Annotated in this window: 9 protein-coding genes, 1 tRNA gene and 3 rRNA genes; 10 read left to right on the top strand and 3 right to left on the bottom strand. The window is 54.6% G+C overall.

The features are described from left to right. Nucleotides 1–1,590: a bifunctional phosphoribosylaminoimidazolecarboxamide formyltransferase/IMP cyclohydrolase gene (purH, locus tag HVX72_RS20660; protein WP_181822196.1), complete on the bottom strand. Its 1,590-nt coding sequence runs from the start codon at nt 1,588–1,590 to the stop codon at nt 1–3. A 625-nt stretch (nt 1,591–2,215) separates the two neighbouring features. On the opposite strand from purH, the gene HVX72_RS20655 reads away from it, so the two are divergent. The 4 genes from HVX72_RS20655 to rrf all read left to right on the top strand — a co-directional run bounded on the left by HVX72_RS20655 (nt 2,216) and on the right by rrf (nt 7,250). Then, nucleotides 2,216–3,757: ribosomal RNA gene (locus tag HVX72_RS20655) — 16S ribosomal RNA — on the top strand. A gap of 84 nt (nt 3,758–3,841) precedes the next feature. Then, nucleotides 3,842–3,917: transfer RNA gene (locus HVX72_RS20650), tRNA-Glu, on the top strand. A 184-nt stretch (nt 3,918–4,101) separates the two neighbouring features. Next, nucleotides 4,102–7,006: ribosomal RNA gene (locus HVX72_RS20645) — 23S ribosomal RNA — on the top strand. A gap of 128 nt (nt 7,007–7,134) precedes the next feature. Beyond that, a 5S ribosomal RNA gene (rrf, locus tag HVX72_RS20640) occupies nt 7,135–7,250 on the top strand. Together the 16S, 23S and 5S rRNA genes with 1 tRNA gene alongside form the textbook arrangement of a ribosomal RNA operon. Nucleotides 7,251–7,331: 81 nt before the next feature. On the opposite strand, the gene HVX72_RS20635 is transcribed toward rrf, so the two are convergent. Continuing rightward, nucleotides 7,332–7,769 carry an acetyltransferase gene (locus tag HVX72_RS20635; protein ID WP_181822195.1) on the bottom strand — a complete coding sequence of 146 codons (438 nt, stop codon included), beginning with the start codon at nt 7,767–7,769 and terminating at the stop codon, nt 7,332–7,334. A gap of 156 nt (nt 7,770–7,925) precedes the next feature. On the opposite strand from HVX72_RS20635, the gene metA reads away from it, so the two are divergent. The 4 genes from metA (at nt 7,926) to aceK (ending at nt 13,909) form a co-directional block, all read left to right on the top strand. Beyond that, on the top strand, nt 7,926–8,855 hold the full coding sequence (gene metA / locus HVX72_RS20630) for a homoserine O-succinyltransferase (protein WP_042291319.1): 930 nt from the start codon (nt 7,926–7,928) through the stop codon (nt 8,853–8,855). Nucleotides 8,856–9,123: 268 nt separating this feature from the next. Then, entirely contained in the window at nt 9,124–10,725 is a 1,602-nt protein-coding gene (aceB, locus tag HVX72_RS20625) for a malate synthase A (RefSeq protein ID WP_181822194.1), read from the top strand. A 31-nt stretch (nt 10,726–10,756) separates the two neighbouring features. After that, a complete protein-coding gene (aceA, locus tag HVX72_RS20620) occupies nt 10,757–12,061 on the top strand; it encodes an isocitrate lyase (protein WP_060570439.1) in 1,305 nt (434 codons plus the stop codon). A 105-nt stretch (nt 12,062–12,166) separates the two neighbouring features. Next, complete coding sequence (aceK, locus tag HVX72_RS20615) at nt 12,167–13,909, top strand: bifunctional isocitrate dehydrogenase kinase/phosphatase (protein WP_060570438.1); 1,743 nt, start codon at nt 12,167–12,169, stop codon at nt 13,907–13,909. A gap of 36 nt (nt 13,910–13,945) precedes the next feature. Here the strand turns inward: aceK and iclR are convergent, their stop codons facing one another. After that, nucleotides 13,946–14,770 carry a glyoxylate bypass operon transcriptional repressor IclR gene (gene iclR / locus HVX72_RS20610; RefSeq protein ID WP_042291309.1) on the bottom strand — a complete coding sequence of 275 codons (825 nt, stop codon included), beginning with the start codon at nt 14,768–14,770 and terminating at the stop codon, nt 13,946–13,948. Nucleotides 14,771–14,966: 196 nt separating this feature from the next. Between iclR and metH the strand changes: the two genes are divergently transcribed. Together metH and HVX72_RS20600 are read left to right on the top strand one after the other, a co-directional pair. Next, entirely contained in the window at nt 14,967–18,650 is a 3,684-nt protein-coding gene (metH, locus tag HVX72_RS20605; protein ID WP_181822193.1) for a methionine synthase, read from the top strand. 162 nt (nt 18,651–18,812) lie between these two features. Further along, complete coding sequence (locus HVX72_RS20600) at nt 18,813–20,447, top strand: Na/Pi cotransporter family protein (RefSeq protein WP_042291306.1); 1,635 nt, start codon at nt 18,813–18,815, stop codon at nt 20,445–20,447. Nucleotides 20,448–20,548 lie beyond the last annotated feature (101 nt).

Genomic DNA, 20,548 nt, shown 5'->3' with positions numbered 1-20,548 from the left:
TTAATGGCGGAAGTGGCGCATGTCGGTGAAGATCATCGCGATACCGTGCTCGTCGGCGGCGGCAATCACTTCATCATCGCGGATAGAACCGCCAGGCTGGATCACGCAGCTCACGCCCACGGCGGCAGCGGCGTCAATACCATCGCGGAACGGGAAGAAGGCGTCAGAAGCCATTGCAGAACCTTTGACTTCCAGACCTTCATCGCCTGCTTTAATCCCGGCGATTTTCGCGGAATAAACGCGGCTCATCTGGCCTGCGCCAATGCCGATAGTCATATTCTCTTTCGCATAAACAATGGCGTTAGACTTCACGAATTTCGCCACTTTCCAGCAGAACAGCGCGTCACGCAGTTCCTGCTCACTCGGCTGACGTCTGGTCACCACGCGCAGGTCGGCTTCCGTCACCATGCCCAGATCGCGATCCTGAACCAGCAGACCGCCGTTTACGCGTTTGAAGTCCAGACCCGGCACGCGTTCTGCCCACTGGCCGCAAACCAGCACGCGCACGTTCTGTTTGGCAGAAGTGATTTTCAGCGCTTCTTCAGAGGCCGATGGCGCGATGATCACTTCAACAAACTGGCGGGAGATGATGGCCTGAGCAGTTTCGGCATCCAGCTCGCGGTTGAAGGCGATAATACCGCCGAACGCGGAGGTCGGATCGGTTTTATAGGCGCGATCGTAAGCGTCCAGAATAGAGGAGCTTACGGCAACGCCGCATGGGTTGGCGTGCTTGACGATAACGCAGGCCGGCTCGCTGAATTCTTTCACACATTCCAGCGCAGCGTCGGTGTCGGCAATATTGTTATAAGAAAGCGCTTTGCCCTGAACCTGCTGAGCGGTGGCGACCGACGCTTCTTTTATCTCTTCTTCTATATAGAAGGCGGCCTGCTGGTGGCTGTTCTCACCGTAACGCATATCCTGTTTTTTAATAAAGTTCAGGTTCAGGGTACGCGGGAAACGACCGGCGGCGTCTTTACTTTCGCCGTGGTAGGCCGGAACCATACTGCCAAAGTAGTTGGCAATCATACTGTCGTACGCGGCGGTGTGTTCGAAGGCTTTGATGGCGAGGTCGAAACGCGTCTTCAGGGTCAGTGACCCTTCGTTGGCATCCATTTCGTTAATGATGGCGTTGTAGTCGCTACTCTTTACCACAATGGCGACATCTTTATGATTCTTGGCGGCGGAGCGCACCATGGTCGGACCGCCAATATCAATGTTTTCAACCGCGTCTTCCAGTGAGCAGCCTTCACGGGCTACGGTCTGGGCGAACGGATACAGGTTCACCACAACCATATCAATAGGCGCGATACCGTGTTGTTCCATAATGCCATCATCCTGACCGCGACGGCCAAGAATGCCGCCGTGGACTTTAGGATGCAGGGTCTTCACGCGTCCATCCATCATTTCCGGGAAACCGGTGTAATCGGAAACTTCGGTCACCGGCAGACCTTTATCTGCTAACAGACGGGCAGTGCCCCCTGTCGACAGCAGCTCCACACCACGTGCGGAAAGTGCCTGGGCGAATTCGATGATACCGGCCTTGTCAGAAACACTGAGCAGAGCGCGGCGGACTGGACGACGTTGTTGCATGGTAAATCCCCTGGATTTGACTATTACAGAGAGCGTTAGCTGAATCTTTCTCGAAAAACTTAGCTAACGCCCCTTATGGGGCATCCTTGTTTTGCGGGGGCATTGTAACGAAAACGTTTGCGCAACGCTCGCGAATTTTTCTTTTTCGATTTCGACATCGCTTTTCCCATTGTTGAAGATCCTTTATTGCAGGAACGATCTACGCAAAGATCGCCATCTTTGTGGATAAGTCTGTGTGTAAAAGGGTATAAGGCGGGGTTTTGCTGGGGAATGCAGCAGTCAGACATTTTTCTGCAATTTTTCTGTTGCGGATGCTCGGGAACTCCCTATAATGCGCCTCCATCGACACGGCGGATGTGAATCACTTCACACAAACAGCCGGTCCGGTTGAAGAGAAAAATCCTGAAATTCAGGGTTGACTCTGAAAGAGGAAAGCGTAATATACGCCACCTCGCGACAGAGCGCTGAAGCGCGTCGCAACTGCTCTTTAACAATTTATCAGACAATCTGTGTGGGCACTCAAAGTGACATGGATTCTTAACGTCGCAAGACGAAAAATGAATACCAAGTCTCGAAGAGTGAACACGTAATTCATTACGAAGTTTAATTCACGAGCATCAAACTTAAATTGAAGAGTTTGATCATGGCTCAGATTGAACGCTGGCGGCAGGCCTAACACATGCAAGTCGAACGGTAACAGGAAGCAGCTTGCTGCTTTGCTGACGAGTGGCGGACGGGTGAGTAATGTCTGGGAAACTGCCCGGTGGAGGGGGATAACTACTGGAAACGGTAGCTAATACCGCATAACGTCGCAAGACCAAAGAGGGGGACCTTCGGGCCTCTTGCCACCGGATGTGCCCAGATGGGATTAGCTTGTTGGTGAGGTAACGGCTCACCAAGGCGACGATCCCTAGCTGGTCTGAGAGGATGACCAGCCACACTGGAACTGAGACACGGTCCAGACTCCTACGGGAGGCAGCAGTGGGGAATATTGCACAATGGGCGCAAGCCTGATGCAGCCATGCCGCGTGTATGAAGAAGGCCTTCGGGTTGTAAAGTACTTTCAGCGGGGAGGAAGGGATTGTGGTTAATAACCGCAGTCATTGACGTTACCCGCAGAAGAAGCACCGGCTAACTCCGTGCCAGCAGCCGCGGTAATACGGAGGGTGCAAGCGTTAATCGGAATTACTGGGCGTAAAGCGCACGCAGGCGGTCTGTCAAGTCGGATGTGAAATCCCCGGGCTCAACCTGGGAACTGCATTCGAAACTGGCAGGCTTGAGTCTCGTAGAGGGGGGTAGAATTCCAGGTGTAGCGGTGAAATGCGTAGAGATCTGGAGGAATACCGGTGGCGAAGGCGGCCCCCTGGACGAAGACTGACGCTCAGGTGCGAAAGCGTGGGGAGCAAACAGGATTAGATACCCTGGTAGTCCACGCCGTAAACGATGTCTACTTGGAGGCTGTGCCCTTGAGGCGTGGCTTCCGGAGCTAACGCGTTAAGTAGACCGCCTGGGGAGTACGGCCGCAAGGTTAAAACTCAAATGAATTGACGGGGGCCCGCACAAGCGGTGGAGCATGTGGTTTAATTCGATGCAACGCGAAGAACCTTACCTGGTCTTGACATCCACGGAAGACTGCAGAGATGCGGTTGTGCCTTCGGGAACCGTGAGACAGGTGCTGCATGGCTGTCGTCAGCTCGTGTTGTGAAATGTTGGGTTAAGTCCCGCAACGAGCGCAACCCTTATCCTTTGTTGCCAGCGGTCCGGCCGGGAACTCAAAGGAGACTGCCAGTGATAAACTGGAGGAAGGTGGGGATGACGTCAAGTCATCATGGCCCTTACGACCAGGGCTACACACGTGCTACAATGGCATATACAAAGAGAAGCGACCTCGCGAGAGCAAGCGGACCTCATAAAGTATGTCGTAGTCCGGATTGGAGTCTGCAACTCGACTCCATGAAGTCGGAATCGCTAGTAATCGTGGATCAGAATGCCACGGTGAATACGTTCCCGGGCCTTGTACACACCGCCCGTCACACCATGGGAGTGGGTTGCAAAAGAAGTAGGTAGCTTAACCTTCGGGAGGGCGCTTACCACTTTGTGATTCATGACTGGGGTGAAGTCGTAACAAGGTAACCGTAGGGGAACCTGCGGTTGGATCACCTCCTTACCTTAAAGAACCTGCCTTTGTAGTGTCCACACAGATTGTCTGATAGATGTAGAGAAGCAAGGCGTCTTGCGATTGAGACTTTGTGTCCCCTTCGTCTAGAGGCCCAGGACACCGCCCTTTCACGGCGGTAACAGGGGTTCGAATCCCCTAGGGGACGCCACTTGCTGGTTTGTGTGAGTGAAAGTCGCCGGCCGTTATATCTCAAAACTGACTTACGAGTCATGTTTGAGATATTTGCTCTTTAAAAATCTGGATCAAGCTGAAAATTGAAACACAGAACAACGAAAGTTGTTCGTGAGTCTCTCAATTATCGCAATCAGAAGTGAAACATCTTCGGGTTGTGAGGTTAAGCGACCAAGCGTACACGGTGGATGCCCTGGCAGTCAGAGGCGATGAAGGACGTGCTAATCTGCGAAAAGCGTCGGCGAGGTGATATGAACCTTTGACCCGGCGATGTCCGAATGGGGAAACCCAGTGTGATTCGTCACACTATCGTTAACTGAATACATAGGTTAACGAGGCGAACCGGGGGAACTGAAACATCTAAGTACCCCGAGGAAAAGAAATCAACCGAGATTCCCCCAGTAGCGGCGAGCGAACGGGGAGCAGCCCAGAGCCTGAATCAGCCAGTGTGGTAGTGGAAGTGTCTGGAAAGGCACGCGATACAGGGTGACAGCCCCGTACACAAAACCACACCGGTTGTGAGCTCGATGAGTAGGGCGGGACACGTGGTATCCTGTCTGAATATGGGGGGACCATCCTCCAAGGCTAAATACTCCTGACTGACCGATAGTGAACCAGTACCGTGAGGGAAAGGCGAAAAGAACCCCGGCGAGGGGAGTGAAAAAGAACCTGAAACCGTGTACGTACAAGCAGTGGGAGCCTCTTTATGGGGTGACTGCGTACCTTTTGTATAATGGGTCAGCGACTTATATTCTGTAGCAAGGTTAACCGAATAGGGGAGCCGCAGGGAAACCGAGTCTTAACTGGGCGTTAAGTTGCAGGGTATAGACCCGAAACCCGGTGATCTAGCCATGGGCAGGTTGAAGGTTGGGTAACACTAACTGGAGGACCGAACCGACTAATGTTGAAAAATTAGCGGATGACCTGTGGCTGGGGGTGAAAGGCCAATCAAACCGGGAGATAGCTGGTTCTCCCCGAAAGCTATTTAGGTAGCGCCTCGTGAACTCATCTCCGGGGGTAGAGCACTGTTTCGGCTAGGGGGCCATCCCGGCTTACCAACCCGATGCAAACTGCGAATACCGGAGAATGTTATCACGGGAGACACACGGCGGGTGCTAACGTCCGTCGTGAAGAGGGAAACAACCCAGACCGCCAGCTAAGGTCCCAAAGTCATGGTTAAGTGGGAAACGATGTGGGAAGGCTCAGACAGCCAGGATGTTGGCTTAGAAGCAGCCATCATTTAAAGAAAGCGTAATAGCTCACTGGTCGAGTCGGCCTGCGCGGAAGATGTAACGGGGCTAAACCATGCACCGAAGCTGCGGCAGCGACACTATGTGTTGTTGGGTAGGGGAGCGTTCTGTAAGCCGTTGAAGGTGTGTCGTGAGGCATGCTGGAGGTATCAGAAGTGCGAATGCTGACATAAGTAACGATAAAGCGGGTGAAAAGCCCGCTCGCCGGAAGACCAAGGGTTCCTGTCCAACGTTAATCGGGGCAGGGTGAGTCGACCCCTAAGGCGAGGCCGAAAGGCGTAGTCGATGGGAAACAGGTTAATATTCCTGTACTTGGTGTTACTGCGAAGGGGGGACGGAGAAGGCTATGTCGGCCGGGCGACGGTTGTCCCGGTTTAAGCGTGTAGGTGTGTGTTCCAGGTAAATCCGGTTCACTTTAACACTGAGGCGTGATGACGAGGCACTACGGTGCTGAAGTGACAAATGCCCTGCTTCCAGGAAAAGCCTCTAAGCATCAGGTAACACGAAATCGTACCCCAAACCGACACAGGTGGTCAGGTAGAGAATACCAAGGCGCTTGAGAGAACTCGGGTGAAGGAACTAGGCAAAATGGTGCCGTAACTTCGGGAGAAGGCACGCTGATATGTAGGTGAAGTGATTTACTCATGGAGCTGAAATCAGTCGAAGATACCAGCTGGCTGCAACTGTTTATTAAAAACACAGCACTGTGCAAACACGAAAGTGGACGTATACGGTGTGACGCCTGCCCGGTGCCGGAAGGTTAATTGATGGGGTTATCCGTAAGGAGAAGCTCTTGATCGAAGCCCCGGTAAACGGCGGCCGTAACTATAACGGTCCTAAGGTAGCGAAATTCCTTGTCGGGTAAGTTCCGACCTGCACGAATGGCGTAATGATGGCCAGGCTGTCTCCACCCGAGACTCAGTGAAATTGAACTCGCTGTGAAGATGCAGTGTACCCGCGGCAAGACGGAAAGACCCCGTGAACCTTTACTATAGCTTGACACTGAACACTGGTCCTTGATGTGTAGGATAGGTGGGAGGCTTTGAAGCGTGGACGCCAGTCTGCGTGGAGCCGCCCTTGAAATACCACCCTTTAATGGCTGGTGTTCTAACGTGGGCCCGTAATCCGGGTTGCGGACAGTGTCTGGTGGGTAGTTTGACTGGGGCGGTCTCCTCCTAAAGAGTAACGGAGGAGCACGAAGGTTGGCTAATCCTGGTCGGACATCAGGAGGTTAGTGCAATGGCATAAGCCAGCTTGACTGCGAGCGTGACGGCGCGAGCAGGTGCGAAAGCAGGTCATAGTGATCCGGTGGTTCTGAATGGAAGGGCCATCGCTCAACGGATAAAAGGTACTCCGGGGATAACAGGCTGATACCGCCCAAGAGTTCATATCGACGGCGGTGTTTGGCACCTCGATGTCGGCTCATCACATCCTGGGGCTGAAGTAGGTCCCAAGGGTATGGCTGTTCGCCATTTAAAGTGGTACGCGAGCTGGGTTTAGAACGTCGTGAGACAGTTCGGTCCCTATCTGCCGTGGGCGCTGGAGAACTGAGGGGGGCTGCTCCTAGTACGAGAGGACCGGAGTGGACGCATCACTGGTGTTCGGGTTGTCATGCCAATGGCACTGCCCGGTAGCTAAATGCGGAAGAGATAAGTGCTGAAAGCATCTAAGCACGAAACTTGCCCCGAGATGAGTTCTCCCTGAGACTATAAGTCTCCTGAAGGAACGTTGAAGACGACGACGTTGATAGGCCGGGTGTGTAAGCGCAGCGATGCGTTGAGCTAACCGGTACTAATGAACCGTGAGGCTTAACCTTACAACGCCGAAGATGTTTTGGCGGAATTGAGAGATTTTCAGCATTGATTCAGAGTTAAGTACGCAATAGTTTGCGCAGCCAGCGCTGCTGATGCGATAAAGTATTGCGTACAGAGCACAAAGAATTTGCCTGGCGGCCGTAGCGCGGTGGTCCCACCTGACCCCATGCCGAACTCAGAAGTGAAACGCCGTAGCGCCGATGGTAGTGTGGGGTCTCCCCATGCGAGAGTAGGGAACTGCCAGGCATCAAACAAGTGAAAGCCCATCCTGACGGATGGGCTTTTTGCGTTTCTGGCGCTGGTCTACACCATCCAACGCGATCTGACCTATCGATACACTAAATTCAATAACGGGTACGGTTTTCCCAGATCGTCCACTTCTGAACGGCCCGTTACTGTAAACCCCATTTTTTTATAGAATCCCACTGCCTGCGCATTCTGTTCGTTAACATTGGTTGTGAGCTCCGGGGCCAGTGTAAGTGCTTGTTCAATCAATAATTTTCCAATTCCACATCCGCGAACGTCTGGATCCACAAACAGCGCATCCATATGTTCACCGGTCAGCAGCATAAAGGCCACAGGGACATCCTTTTCATCGACGGCCACCCATAACGGCGCTTCTGGCAGAAATGATTTCACCAGTTCCTCAAGCTCGGCTCGATACGCTTTTGACAGAAAATCATGCGTGGCATCGACTGAACGACACCAGATTTTGACCAACTTATCCCCATCATCATGTCGCGATCGGCGAATGTTAATAACCATACTTTCTCCTTTTCTTCATGCTTATAGTCTAACGCACTTACCGACGTGAAACTTTCTCACCTTCAACATGCAGGCTCGACATTTTGCCGATTTCTCGGTATCTTCGGCTATCTGGATGTCTAAACGTATAAACGTATGTTGTGAGGTTATCAGGTTATGCCGATTCGCGTGCAGGACGAGCTACCCGCCGTCAATTTCTTGCGTGAGGAAAACGTCTTTGTGATGACGTCTTCCCGCGCGTCAGGTCAGGAAATTCGTCCGCTGAAGGTACTTATCCTCAACCTGATGCCGAAGAAAATCGAAACTGAAAATCAGTTCCTGCGCCTGCTTTCCAATTCGCCGCTGCAGGTGGATATCCAGTTGCTCAGGATCGACGCGCGTGAGTCGCGCAACACGCCAGCAGAGCATCTGAATAACTTTTATTGCAACTTTGAAGATATCTGCGATCACAACTTCGATGGACTGATTGTCACTGGCGCACCGCTGGGGCTGGTTGAGTTTAACGATGTCGCTTACTGGCCGCAGATCAAACAGGTTCTGGAATGGGCGAAAGATCATGTGACCTCGACACTGTTTGTCTGTTGGGCGGTACAGGCTGCGCTTAACATCCTTTACGGTATTCCCAAGCAAACTCGCGCCGATAAACTGTCTGGCGTCTATGAACATCACATCTTGCATCCCCATGCCTTGCTGACGCGCGGTTTTGATGATTCCTTCCTTGCGCCGCACTCGCGCTATGCTGACTTTCCGGCGGCGCTGATTCGTGACTATACCGATCTCGAGATCCTCGCAGAAACAGAGGATGGAGACGCCTATCTTTTTGCCAGCAAAGATAAACGCATTGCCTTTGTGACCGGCCATCCGGAATACGATGCGCACACGCTTGCCAGCGAATATTTTCGTGATGTTGAAGCCGGGCTGAATCCGGACGTACCGTATAATTACTTCCCTAAAAACGATCCGCAAAACAAACCGCGCGCCACCTGGCGAAGCCATGGAAATTTACTGTTTACCAACTGGCTCAACTATTACGTCTATCAGATTACCCCGTACGATCTGCGTCACATGAATCCAACACTGGATTAATCTTCTGCCGCTGACGATCCTAAAGCGTTTCAGCAGCTTGCATCAGGCACCTTCGGGTGCCTTTTTTATTTCCGAAATTCACTTCATCTTGTAATTAAACTTTATTATTAATGTTATCAATAAGTTACTTTATAATTAAATTAAAAATGGAAATTGTTTTTGATTTTGAAATTTAATTGAGTAGTCTTAGTTGTGCTGAACGAAAAGCGCACAACGATCCTTCGTTCGCATTGGGAATGTAATGTGATCCATGACGAGGAGCTTAAGAATGAATCAACAGGCGACGACCACCGATGAATTGACCTTCACCAGGCCGTATGGCGAGCCGGAGAAGCAAATCCTCACCGAAGAAGCAGTGGCTTTTCTGACTGAACTGGTGACGCGTTTCACGCCCAAACGCAACAAGCTGCTCGCGGCGCGCATCCAGCAACAGCAGGATATTGACAACGGTAATCTGCCAGATTTTATTTCGGAAACTACTTCCATTCGTGAGGGTGACTGGACGATTCGCGGCATCCCGGCGGATTTACAGGATCGACGCGTTGAGATCACCGGACCGGTTGAGCGCAAGATGGTTATTAATGCCCTGAATGCCAACGTGAAGGTGTTTATGGCCGATTTTGAGGATTCACTGGCGCCGGAATGGAGCAAAGTGATCGACGGACATATTAACCTGCGCGACGCGGTCAATGGCACCATCAGCTACACCAACGAAGCCGGTAAAATTTACCAACTCAAGCCCGATCCGGCGTTACTCATCTGCCGCGTTCGCGGTCTGCATTTGCCGGAAAAACACGTCACCTGGCGCGGCGAGGCGATCCCAGGCAGCCTGTTCGACTTTGCGCTCTATTTCTTCCACAACTATCAGGCGTTGCTGGCCAAAGGCAGCGGCCCCTACTTCTATTTGCCGAAAACGCAGGCCTGGCAAGAAGCGGCATGGTGGAGTGAAGTCTTTAGCTACGCAGAAGATCGCTTCAATCTGCCACGCGGCACCATTAAAGCGACTCTGCTCATAGAAACGCTGCCTGCTGTTTTTCAAATGGATGAAATCCTCCACGCGCTGCGTGACCACATTGTTGGTCTGAATTGTGGCCGCTGGGATTATATCTTCAGCTATATCAAAACGTTGAAAAATCATCCGGATCGCGTCCTGCCGGACCGCCAGGTGGTGACAATGGATAAACCCTTCCTCAGCGCCTACTCACGCCTGCTGATAAAAACTTGCCACAAGCGCGGCGCGTTCGCGATGGGCGGCATGGCGGCGTTTATTCCGAGCAAAGATGCCGAGCGTAATAATCAGGTGCTCGAAAAGGTAAAAGCGGATAAAGCGCTGGAGGCGAAAAACGGCCACGACGGCACCTGGATTGCACATCCGGGGCTGGCGGATACCGCAATGGCAGTGTTTAACGAGGTGCTGGGTGAAAACAAAAACCAGCTTTTCGTCACCCGTGAGGAGGATGCGCCAATCACTGCCGAACAGCTTCTGGCGCCGTGTGAAGGAGAGCGTACTGAAGAAGGGATGCGCGCCAACATTCGCGTGGCAGTGCAGTACATCGAGGCATGGATCTCCGGTAACGGCTGCGTACCGATTTACGGCCTGATGGAAGATGCGGCGACGGCGGAAATTTCCCGCACCTCCATCTGGCAGTGGATCCACCACGAAAAAACCCTCAGCAACGGCAAGCCGGTAACCAAAGCGCTGTTCCGCCAGATGCTGGCCGAAGAGATGCGGGTGATCCAGGACGAGCTGGGCGAGCACCGTTACAGCAGCGGGCGTTTCGATGACGCTGCGCGCCTGATGGAGCAAATCACCACATCAGATGAGTTAATCGACTTCCTGACCCTGCCGGGATACCGCTTCCTGGCGTAATTCACCACATAACAATATGGAGCATCTGCACATGAAAACCCGTACCCAACAAATTGAAGAATTACAAAAAGAATGGACACAACCGCGCTGGGAAGGCATTCGTCGCCCTTATAGCGCGGAGGAAGTGGTGAAATTACGCGGCTCGGTCAATCCGGAATGCACGCTGGCACAGCTTGGCGCGGCGAAAATGTGGCGCTTGCTGCATGGTGAGGCGAAAAAAGGTTACATCAACAGCCTCGGCGCGCTGACCGGTGGGCAGGCGCTGCAGCAGGCGAAAGCCGGTATTGAGGCGGTCTATCTGTCAGGCTGGCAGGTGGCGGCGGATGCTAACCTGGCCTCCAGCATGTACCCGGATCAATCGCTGTATCCGGCGAACTCGGTACCGGCGGTGGTGGATCGGATCAACAATACGTTTCGTCGTGCGGATCAGATCCAGTGGTCCAGCGGGATTGAACCAAACGATCCGCGCTATGTGGACTACTTCCTGCCGATCGTGGCGGATGCGGAAGCCGGTTTTGGCGGCGTGTTAAACGCGTTTGAGCTGATGAAATCGATGATTGAAGCCGGTGCAGCGGCCGTTCACTTTGAAGATCAGCTGGCTTCCGTCAAGAAATGCGGTCACATGGGCGGCAAGGTGCTGGTGCCGACGCAGGAAGCGATCCAGAAACTGGTTGCCGCGCGTCTGGCGGCGGATGTGATGGGCGTGCCTACGCTGCTGATTGCCCGTACTGACGCCGACGCGGCGGATTTGATTACCTCCGACTGCGATCCGTACGATAGCGAATTTATTACCGGCGAGCGCACCAGCGAAGGGTTTTTCCGCACCCGCGCAGGGATCGAGCAGGCAATCAGTCGTGGTCTGGCCTACGCCCCGTATGCCGATCTGGTGTGGTGTGAAACCTCCACGCCGGATCTGGCGCTGGCGAAACGCTTTGCCGAGGCCATCCACGCCAAATATCCAGGCAAACTGCTGGCCTACAACTGCTCGCCGTCATTTAACTGGCAGAAGAATCTGGATGATACGACCATCGCCAGCTTCCAGCAGCAACTGTCGGATATGGGCTACAAATATCAGTTCATCACATTAGCCGGGATCCACAGCATGTGGTTCAACATGTTCGATCTGGCACATGCTTATGCGCAGGGCGAAGGCATGAAGCACTACGTTGAGAAAGTGCAGCAGCCGGAATTCGCCGCCGGTAAAGAGGGCTATACCTTTGTTTCTCATCAGCAGGAAGTGGGTACCGGTTATTTCGATAAAGTCACCACCATTATTCAGGGCGGCGCGTCATCGGTTACCGCATTAACCGGGTCGACAGAAGAGTCGCAGTTCTGATGACCTGATGTCCGGTGGCGCGCGCTTACCGGGTCTACGATAACCTGTAGGCCGGATAAGCGAATGCGCCATCTGGCATGATCATGTGCAGGATGGGGAGAAGCGATGACGCGTGGCCTGGAATTACTGATTGCACAAACCATTCTGCAAGGCTTTGACGCCCAGTATGGTCGGTTTCTGGAAGTGACTTCCGGGGCGCAGCAGCGCTTCGAACAGGCTGACTGGCACGCGGTTCAGCAGGCCATGAAACAGCGTATCCATCTTTACGATCACCATGTTGGTCTGGTAGTGGAACAGTTGCGCTGCATCACCGACGGCAAAAGTACCGATGCGGATTTTTTGCTGCGGGTAAAAGAACACTACACCCGGCTGTTACCAGACTATCCACGCTTCGAGATAGCGGAGAGCTTTTTTAACTCCGTCTACTGCCGGTTATTCGATCACCGTTCGCTGACCCCCGAGCGGCTGTTTATCTTCAGCTCCCAGCCGGAGCGGCGCTTTCGTACCATTCCTCGCCCGCTGGCGAAAGATTTCTTTCCCGATCGCGGCTGGGAACCGCTATTAACGCGCGTGCTCAGCGATCTCCCTCTGCGTCTGCCGTGGCAAAATAAAAGTCGTGATATTCGCTATATCACCCTGCATCTGACGGAAACCTTTGGCGCGGATGTGTTATCCCGTAGCCATTTGCAGGTGGCGAACGAACTGTTTTATCGCAACAAGGCGGCCTGGCTGGTGGGTAAGCTGGTCATGCCCGAGGGCACTTTGCCGTTCCTGCTGCCGATTCATCGCACTGATGAAGGCGAACTGTTTGTCGACGCCTGCCTGACCACTACGGCGGAAGCCAGCATCGTGTTTGGCTTCGCCCGCTCCTATTTCATGGTGTACGCGCCGCTGCCCGCCGCGCTGGTGGAGTGGTTACGCGAGATCCTACCGGGGAAAACCACCGCCGAACTGTATATGGCGATCGGCTGCCAGAAGCACGCCAAGACCGAAAGTTATCGCGAGTATTTACTGTACTTGCGCAGTTGCGACGAACAGTTTATTGAAGCGCCGGGCATCCGTGGGATGGTGATGCTGGTGTTTACCCTGCCGGGATTCGACCGGGTCTTCAAAATCATCAAAGATAAATTTGCCCCGCAAAAAGAGATGTCTGCCGCCCATGTTCGCGCCTGCTATCAACTGGTGAAAGAGCACGATCGCGTCGGGCGTATGGCAGATACCCAGGAGTTTGAAAACTTCGTGCTGGAGAAACGGCAAATCGACCCGGCGTTATTGTCGCTATTGCGTGAAGAAGCGCCGGAGAAAATCACCGACCTTGGCGATCACATTATCATTCGTCATTTGTATATTGAACGGCGAATGGTACCGCTGAATATCTGGCTTGAGCAGGTTGATGGCCAGCAGTTGCGTGACGCCATTGAGGAGTACGGCAACGCCATTCGCCAGCTTGCCGCCGCCAATATTTTTCCCGGCGACATGCTGTTTAAAAACTTTGGCGTTACCCGTCATGGCCGCGTGGTGTTTTACGACTACGATGAGATTTGCTACATGACAGAGGTCAATTTCCGCGATATCCCGCAAGCGCGGTATCCGGAAGATGAGTTGAGCGCCGAACCCTGGTACAGCGTATCGCCGGGCGATGTGTTTCCGGAAGAATTTCGCCACTGGCTGTGCGCCGATCCGCGCATCGGTCCGTTGTTTGAAGAGATGCATGCCGACCTGTTTCGCGCCGACTACTGGCGAGCGTTACAGACGCGTATACGGGAAGGGCATGTAGAGGATGTCTATGCTTACCGGCGTAAGCAGCGGTTTTGCGTGCGGTACGCCGGTTCTGCGGAGCCGGCGTAGGCCGGACAGGGCGCGTCGCCACCCGGTAAACCGGGCTTAACGAATTCCACCGTATGCCAGCGTCACTTCCTTCGCCGCCTTGATCACCATCGCGCCAAACTCAGTCACGCGGTCATCGGTGATGCGCGAAATCGGGCCGGAAATCGAAATGGCGGCGAACGGCTCGCGATGCTCATCATAAATGCACGATGCCACGCAGCGCAGGCCCAGCGCGTGTTCTTCATCATCAAACGAATAGCCGCGCTTACGGGTCTGGGCGAGATCGTCCTTCAGATGGACAGGCGACACCAGCGTAGCATGGGTATAGGCATGCAGTCCTTTACGGTGCAGCAGACTGGTGACCTGCTCCTCGCTGAGTTGGGAAAGGAACGCTTTGCCCGCGCCGGAGGCGTGCATCGGCAGCTTGCCGCCGATAGGCGCTGACATGCGCATCAGTTGAGTACACTGCACCTGGTCGATAATAATCGCCTGATGGTCGCTTTGATCCAGCACCGCCAGATTCACCGTCTCGCCGGAATCTTCCATCAGACGTCGCAGGATTGGGTGGACAATCGCCAGCAGATTGCGGCTTTGCAGAAAGCTGCTGCCGACAATGAACGCATGCGCGCCGACCGCCCAGTGACCGAGATCGCCAACCTGACGGACGAAACCCTGCTGCTGCATGGTGGTCAGCAGGCGGTGGGTCGTGGAATTGGGTAAACCTGCCTGCTGCGCCAGCTCGGTCAATGCCACGCTGCCGTTGGACTCCGCGATCCATTCCAGCAGCTTCAGGCCACGGGTGAGCGACTGAACCTGTCCGGCGGCGGGGGCTGTCGTCGCGGCGGGTTTTCTACCGCGTTTCGCGGGAACGGTGGCAACCATGGCTGACTCCTTTTTCTGTATCGTGGAAATCATTTTCGTTTTATTCAATTATAATGCAAGCAGACTTAAACTGATCGGATGAGTGAAGCTGAACATGTCTCATGTTGTCTGTTGTTCTCTTTTCCACCTCTTCCGTTTGTGCCAGTATGACCTGTTGAGATTTTTTTGGTCTGGTTGAGCGTTGTCGGGAGCAAGTGTGAGCAGCAAAGTTGAACAACTGCGTGCGCAGTTAAATGAACGTATTCTGGTGCTGGACGGCGGTATGGGCACGATGATCCAGAGCTACCGTCTGAGCGAAGCCGATTTTCGCGGTGACCGTTTTGCCAACTGGCCTTGCGACCTGAAAGGGAATAACGACCTGCTGGTGCTCAGCAAACCGGACGTTATCCGCGCTATCCATGACGCTTATTTTGACGCGGGCGCGGATATCATCGAAACCAACACGTTTAACTCCACGACCATCGCGATGGCGGATTATCAGATGGAGTCGCTGTCGGCGGAAATTAACTTTGCTGCCGCGAAGCTGGCGCGAGCCTGCGCCGATGAGTGGACGGCGCGCACGCCGGAAAAACCGCGCTATGTGGCAGGCGTCCTCGGCCCCACTAACCGCACGGCCTCCATCTCGCCCGATGTGAACGACCCGGCGTTCCGTAATATCTCTTTCGATCAACTGGTGGCGGCCTACCGTGAATCCACGCGGGCGCTGGTGGAAGGCGGTGCAGACCTCATTCTGATCGAAACGGTTTTCGATACGCTGAATGCGAAAGCGGCGATATTCGCCGTGAAAGAAGAATTTGAGGCGCTGGGCGTGGAATTGCCGATTATGATTTCCGGCACTATCACCGACGCCTCCGGACGCACGCTTTCCGGCCAGACAACCGAAGCGTTCTACAACTCGTTGCGCCACGCCGAAGCGCTCACTTTTGGCCTGAACTGCGCACTGGGACCGGATGAGCTGCGCCAGTACGTGCAGGAACTGTCGCGTATTGCCGAATGCTACGTCACTGCCCACCCGAACGCCGGACTGCCTAACGCCTTCGGCGAGTACGATCTTGATGCCGATACCATGGCGAAGCAAATCCGCGAATGGGCGCAAGCGGGCTTCCTGAATATCGTCGGCGGCTGCTGTGGTACCACGCCGGAACATATTGCCGCCATGAGCCGCGCGGTAGAAGGCTTACCGCCGCGTAAACTGCCGGACATTGCTATCGCCTGCCGGCTGTCGGGGCTTGAACCGCTTAATATTGGCGACGACAGTCTGTTTGTGAACGTCGGCGAGCGCACCAACGTTACGGGTTCAGCGAAGTTCAAGCGCCTGATCAAAGAAGAAAAATACAGCGAGGCGCTGGATGTCGCCCGTCAGCAGGTGGAGAGCGGCGCGCAGATCATCGATATCAACATGGACGAGGGGATGCTCGACGCCGAAGCGGCGATGTTACGTTTTCTCAATCTGATCGCCGGCGAGCCAGACATCGCCCGCGTGCCGATCATGATTGACTCCTCTAAATGGGAGGTGATCGAAAAAGGGCTGAAGTGCATTCAGGGTAAAGGCATCGTCAACTCCATCTCGATGAAAGAGGGGGTTGAAACCTTCATCCATCATGCGAAGCTGCTGCGCCGCTACGGTGCGGCGGTGGTAGTCATGGCGTTTGATGAGCAGGGCCAGGCGGATACCCGCGCGCGTAAAATCGAGATTTGTCGCCGCGCGTACAAAATTTTGACCGAAGAGGTGGGCTTCCCGCCGGAAGACATTATCTTCGACCCGAACATTTTCGCTGTCGCCACCGGAATCGAGGAGCACAACAACTACGCGCAGGATTTTATTGGCGCGTGTGAAGACATTAAACGCGAATTGCCGCACGCGCTGATCTCCGGCGGCGTTTCTAACGTCTCGTTCTCGTTTCGCGGCAACGACCCGGTACGCGAGGCGATTCATGCGGTATTCCTCTACTACGCCATTCGCAACGGTATGGATATGGGGATCGTCAACGCCGGACAACTGGCGATTTACGACGATTTGCCGACGGAACTGCGCGATGCGGTAGAGGATGTGATCCTCAACCGTCGCGATGATGGCACTGAACGACTGCTGGAACTGGCGGAAAAATATCGCGGCAGCAAGACTGATGATTCCGCCAACGCCCAGCAGGCGGAGTGGCGAAGCTGGGATGTGAAAAAGCGCCTCGAATACTCGCTGGTGAAAGGCATCACCGAATTTATCGAACAGGATACCGAAGAAGCCCGTCAGCAGGCTGCCCGCCCGATTGAAGTGATTGAAGGACCGCTGATGGACGGCATGAACGTGGTCGGCGATCTGTTTGGCGAAGGGAAGATGTTTCTGCCGCAGGTGGTCAAATCCGCCCGCGTGATGAAGCAGGCGGTGGCGTATCTGGAGCCGTTTATTGAAGCCAGTAAAGAGCAGGGCTCGAGCAACGGCAAGATGGTCATCGCCACGGTGAAAGGCGACGTTCATGACATTGGCAAAAACATTGTCGGCGTCGTTTTACAGTGTAATAACTACGAAATTGTCGATCTCGGCGTGATGGTTCCGGCGGAGAAAATCCTCAAAACCGCGAAAGAGGTGAATGCCGATCTGATCGGCCTTTCCGGCCTGATCACCCCGTCGCTGGATGAAATGGTGAATGTGGCGAAAGAGATGGAGCGTCAGGGCTTTACCATTCCGCTGCTGATTGGCGGCGCGACCACCTCAAAAGCGCACACGGCGGTGAAGATCGAGCAGAACTACAGCGGCCCGACGGTTTACGTGCAGAATGCCTCGCGCACGGTGGGCGTGGTGGCGGCGCTCCTGTCGGACACTCAACGCGATGAGTTTGTCGCCCGTACCCGTAAAGAGTACGAAACCGTACGTATTCAGCACGGGCGTAAAAAACCGCGCACGCCGCCTGTCTCGCTGGCTGCCGCGCGGGATAACGATCTGGCTTTCGACTGGGCCAGCTACACGCCGCCGGTGGCGCACCGTCTGGGCGTACAGGAAGTAGAGGCGAGCATCGAAACGCTGCGTAATTACATCGACTGGACGCCATTCTTCATGACCTGGTCGCTGGCCGGGAAATATCCGCGCATTCTTGAAGATAAAGTGGTGGGCGAGGAGGCAAAACGCCTGTTTAAAGACGCCAACGACATGCTGGATAAACTCAGCGCTGAGAAAACGCTCAACCCGCGCGGTGTGGTCGGCCTGTTCCCGGCGAACCGTATCGGTGACGATATCGAGATCTACCGCGATGAAACCCGCACCCATGTGCTTGCGGTCAGCCATCATCTGCGACAGCAAACCGAAAAAGTGGGTTTTGCCAACTACTGCCTGGCTGATTTCGTCGCGCCGAAGCTGTCCGGCAAAGCCGACTATATTGGCGCCTTCGCGGTGACCGGCGGGCTTGAAGAGGACGCGCTGGCGGACGCGTTCGAGGCCCGGTACGATGACTACAACAAAATCATGGTAAAAGCGATTGCCGACCGCCTGGCGGAAGCGTTCGCCGAGTACCTGCATGAACGTGTGCGCAAGGTGCACTGGGGCTATGCGGCAAATGAAAACCTCAGCAATGAGGATCTCATCCGCGAAAATTACCAGGGGATCCGTCCGGCGCCGGGGTATCCTGCCTGCCCGGAACATACCGAGAAGGGCACCATCTGGCAGTTGCTGGACGTTGAACAGCATACCGGCATGAAGCTCACCGAGTCCTTTGCCATGTGGCCTGGCGCGTCGGTATCAGGCTGGTACTTCAGCCATCCGGACAGCAAGTACTTCGCGGTGGCGCAGATTCAGCGCGATCAGGTGGAAGATTACGCGTTCCGCAAAGGAATGAGCGTAACGGAAGTGGAGCGCTGGCTGGCGCCTAATCTGGGCTATGATGCGGACTGACCCGTCAGACTGAAGTCACGTTTCCTTACAACTCCCGGGGCGCTCATTGAGCGCCCTGTCTCTTTCTTACAATTAAACCCTTATACTCAAGGCAGGCGCTGCGCAAAATTTATCGCTAATGAGCCTCAGGAAAACATATAAATATAAGGAGTACCTGATTCCGTGTTAACGCTGTTACACCTGCTTTCTGCTGTCGCCCTGCTGGTGTGGGGCACCCATATTGTGCGTACCGGCGTGATGCGCGTATTTGGCGCGCGCTTGCGTACCGTCCTCAGCCGTAGTGTAGAAAAGAAACCACTCGCCTTCTGTGCGGGGATTGGCGTCACTGCGCTGGTGCAAAGCAGTAATGCCACGACGATGCTGGTCACCTCATTTGTCGCTCAGGATCTGGTCGCCCTGACGCCTGCGCTGGTGATTGTGCTCGGCGCGGATGTGGGGACCGCGCTAATGGCGCGTATTCTGACCTTCGATTTATCGTGGTTGTCGCCACTGCTGATTTTTATCGGCGTGATCTTCTTCCTCGGGCGCAAACAGTCCCGCGCCGGGCAACTGGGACGTGTTGGTATTGGTCTGGGACTGATTCTGTTGGCGCTGGAGCTGATTGTCCAGGCGGTCACGCCGATCACCCAGGCTAACGGCGTGCAGGTGATTTTCGCCTCGCTGACCGGCGACATCATGCTTGATGCGCTGATCGGCGCGATGTTTGCCATCATCAGTTACTCCAGCCTCGCGGCGGTGCTGCTGACCGCGACCTTGACGGCGGCGGGCATTATCTCGTTCCCGGTGGCGCTGTGTCTGGTGATTGGCGCTAACCTCGGCTCCGGTCTGCTGGCGATGCTCAACAACAGCGCCGCTAATGCCGCTGCCCGTCGCGTGGCGCTGGGTAGCCTGTTGTTCAAGCTGGTGGGCAGCCTGATTATTCTGCCGTTCGTGCATCCGCTGGCGGACCTGATGGATGAATTGCCGCTGCCGAAGTCCGAACTGGTGATCTACTTCCACGTCTTTTACAACCTGGTGCGTTGTCTGGCGATGATCCCGTTCGCTGAACCGATGGCGCGGCTTTGCCAGCGATTGATCCGTGACCAGCCGGAGCTGGAGGCGCACCTGAAACCGAAGCATCTGGACGTCAGCGCGCTGGATACCCCGACGCTGGCGCTGGCCAATGCCGCTCGGGAAGCGTTGCGGATCGGCGACGCGATGGAACAGATGATGGTTGGACTGAAAAAGGTGATGCACGGCGAGCCGCGTGAAGAGAAAGAGCTGCGCAAAATAGCGGATGACATCAACGTGTTGTATACCGCTATCAAGCTCTATCTGGCGCGGATGCCGAAAGAAGAGCTGGCGGAAGAGGAGTCTACGCGCTGGGCGGAGATCATCGAAATGTCGCTTAACCTTGAGCAGGCATCGGATATCGTCGAGCGCATGGGCAGTGAAATTGCCGATAAATCGCTGGCGGCACGTCGCGCATTTTCTGTCGAAGGGTTAAAAGAGCTGGATGCGCTGCACGATCAACTGCTCAGTAACCTACAGCTGGCGATGTCGGTATTCTTCTCTGGCGATGTCACCAGCGCCCGACGACTGCGCCGCAGCAAGCACCGTTTTCGTATACTGAACCGCCGCTATTCCCACGCGCACGTCGACCGTCTGCATCAGCAGAACGTGCAAAGCATCGAAACCAGTTCTCTGCATTTGGGGCTGCTAGGTGACATGCAGCGTCTGAACTCGCTGTTCTGCTCCGTTGCCTACAGCGTGCTTGAGCAGCCGGATGAAGATGACGAGCGTGACGAGTATCAGTGACAGTAAAGAGAGAGAAAAGCGAGCCCGGTGGCGCTGGCCGGGCCAGTGAGTGAACGTCGATTTTCCTGGTGGTTATTTATCTGATGTGAGTACCTTCAGCG

It is taken from the genome of Citrobacter sp. RHB21-C05 (assembly GCF_013889015.1).
Classification (GTDB): Bacteria; Pseudomonadota; Gammaproteobacteria; order Enterobacterales; family Enterobacteriaceae; genus Citrobacter_A; species Citrobacter_A sedlakii.
The sequence above is the reverse complement of the archived record's forward strand: the minus strand, read 5'-3'. Positions and strand labels throughout refer to the sequence as shown.